At 70.5% G+C, this 2,727-nt stretch carries 2 protein-coding genes; both read left to right on the top strand.

What is annotated here, in order from left to right:
* A partial coding sequence (locus FQU74_RS01970; RefSeq protein ID WP_206664985.1) for a hypothetical protein occupies positions 1 to 1,058 on the top strand: 1,058 nt, incomplete at its 5' end.
* A gap of 101 nt (positions 1,059 to 1,159) precedes the next feature.
* The coding region (locus FQU74_RS01965) for an AAA family ATPase (protein ID WP_146284771.1) at positions 1,160 to 2,727 on the top strand (1,568 nt) is incomplete at its 3' end.

Here is a 2,727-nt window from a genome sequence, read left to right as displayed (position 1 = left end):
CCGCGCCGGCAGCTGACGACTTTCCCCACATCGACATACCCAATGAAGAGGAGGGCTTTCGCATGCCCAGTCCTGTGATGCCCCATGACCAGTTCCTTTCGATTGCCGGCATGCCGGTGCCGAGCATCGCGGCGGAGATCCCTGAGCGGTGGCAGGCAGCGGCCCGTGCCAAGGGGTTCCGCATCGCCGGGCGCGTTGTCGATCGCTATCATCTCGCGCTCTGCTGTGACGCCTGCGGGGAACTGACCCGGACCAAGGTTTTCGTGTTGATGAACAATCAGCCGACCTGCGCGCCTTGCCTTGCGCGTCGTCAGGCCGAGGTGGCGCGAGCTGCGGGTCTGGTGTTGGTCGCGCGCTGCCCGTTGAATCGTCACTACGCCCACTACCGCGCCGCCTGCGGCCATGAACAGCGCAGGCAATTCGGCTTTGTCGAGCGCGTGGCGCGTGGTGAGGTGGAGCTGCGCTGCGACATCTGTCTCTCGGCGCGGGACGCCGCAGAGGCGGCGGCACGGGGCTGGCAGCTCGTCGGGCCTGACCCTGCCGGACGGCTGGGGTATCGCCTCTACCGCCACGCCGAGGGCTGCGGCGCCGAACAGGTGGTGGCGCGTGCCAATATGCAGACCGGCCGCTTCACCTGCCATACCTGCGATGAGGGTTGGCTGACTGCGCCGAGCAGCATCTATCTTCTGGAGTTCACGCTGCCGAATGGCACGGCGCTGGTGAAGCTCGGCTTCTCGCGCGATGCCCATTCGCGGCTCTTCCATCAGATCCTCCTCGACAAGACGATCTCAGCTCGGGTGGTCCGGGTCGTGCCGATGCCCTCTGGCCTGGTCGCGCTGCGGCGCGAGAAGCGTCTGCACGGGATCCTTGCCGCAGAACTGCCGCAGGCCCGGGTGCCGATCGCGACTTTCGCGGGCGTGCTGAAGGTGAAGACCGAGATCTACTGGCCTGTTGCGGCAGCCCGCATCCATGCGCTGCTCGATACGGAAGTCGCGCGTCTGGCCAACCGGCGCCCCCGCCGCAGCGCCGCACGCGGCACGCCCCGCCGGACCGCCTGACCCTCGTCGACCCCTCGCCTGACCCGCCTGCACCGGTCGCCCGCGCGCGACCGGTCTGCCGCCCGCTTTGCTGTCATCGCTGTCCTGTCCGGAGAACGCCCATGCCGCATCCCAACACCCCGTCCGCCCCGGCCACCACCTCAGCCCCTGCCCCGCCACCCGACCTCGACGCGGTGCTGCGGCCACAGTGGTTGGGACTTGCCGCGCTGCTCTTTGCCGGTCTCGATGGCCCGCAGCCGATGAAGCCGGGCGAGGTCTCGCCGCTGGCCCTGATGGCGCAGGTCATGACCGCGACCGCGCCCTGCGACATGAGCCCGGATGAGCTGGCGGCCTGGCTCCTCGTCGATGATGCGCCGCCGGAGCCGATGGCCGCGCGCGACGGCGACGAAGGTCCGCTGCGCCGGCTCCGGGCCAGCACGCGCCTGGCCCTGCTGCGCCTCTGCGCAGGTCTTGTCACCCTTGCGCGCGCGGCCGAGATGATCCGACCGGGGGCAATCACCCTGATCGAAGGCCTCCCCGCCGCCAGCCTCGCCGAAGTGACCCGGATCCTCACCGCCGACCTGCTGCCGCTGGCGCAGGGCCGCAGCGCGCCCGCCAATCAGCCCCCTGACCCGGCGCAGGCACCGCAGATCCTCACCCCGCACATCTCGGACGGCGAGATCGTCCGGGGCGACGTGGCGCGGCTCGAGCGCAAGCTCGCGGAGGTCATCGACGGCGCGGCGCCGGTGCTGGTGCTTCTGCCGGCTGGCACGATGCCGCCGCCGGGGCTGCTCGCCGTGGCGCCCGCGCGCCTTGTCGTGCCGCCACTCGACCGGGCGATGCTGCTCCGGCTCTTCACCGCGACACACCCCGCCAAAACCCGCCGCCACGCAAAGACGATCGCCGCCACCCTGCCGCCCGATGACCGGCTGGCAGCAATTCCGGAGCTTGCACTGCTGGCGGCACTGCGCCATCCCGACCCGCGCGTAGCGGCGCGACACCTCGCCGATCGCCAGGACAGGTTCGACGGACCCAGGCTTGATGACCTGCCCGACACGCCGGCGGCCCGGGCGGCGCGCGCGCTCATCGCCGATCTTGCCGCCTGGCGCGAGGGGCGTGCGACCTGGGACGAGATCCCGCATTCGCTGCTCCTCTCCGGGCCTGCGGGCACCGGCAAAAGCTACATCGCGCGGGCGATGGCCTCTGCACCCGGCGTGCGCTTTGTCTGCGGCAGTTTCTCGGAATGGCAGGCCGCGGGGCATCTCGGTGACATGCTCAAGGCCATGTCGGCCTGCTTTGCCGAGGCGATGGCGGCCGCGCCTTGCGTCCTCTTCATCGACGAGATCGACGCGGCCGGATCGCGGTTTGGCGGTGATACGCACGGGGTCTCTTATCGAAGGCAGGTGATGAACGGCTTCCTTCTGGCCGTCGATCAGCTGAACCTGGCCGGCGGGGTCATCCTGATTGGCGCCTGCAACGACCCCGCTACGCTCGATCCCGCGATCCTGCGGCCCGGAAGGTTCGACCGCCATGTCGAGGTCCCGCTGCCCGACCGCGCCGCCATCGCGCAGGTCCTGCGTCAGGCTCTCGGCGCGCGCGTGGACGCGGCCGGGATCGAGGCGCTGGCCCGAAGGCTTCTGGGCGCGAGCCTCGCCGCCGTCGATGCGCTGGTCCGCTCGGCAAAATCCGC

The organism is Gemmobacter aquaticus (assembly GCF_007859075.1).
Lineage (GTDB): Bacteria > Pseudomonadota > Alphaproteobacteria > Rhodobacterales > Rhodobacteraceae > Gemmobacter > Gemmobacter aquaticus.
Note: the sequence above shows the minus strand (reverse complement) of the source record. Positions and strands in the feature narration are given on the sequence as shown.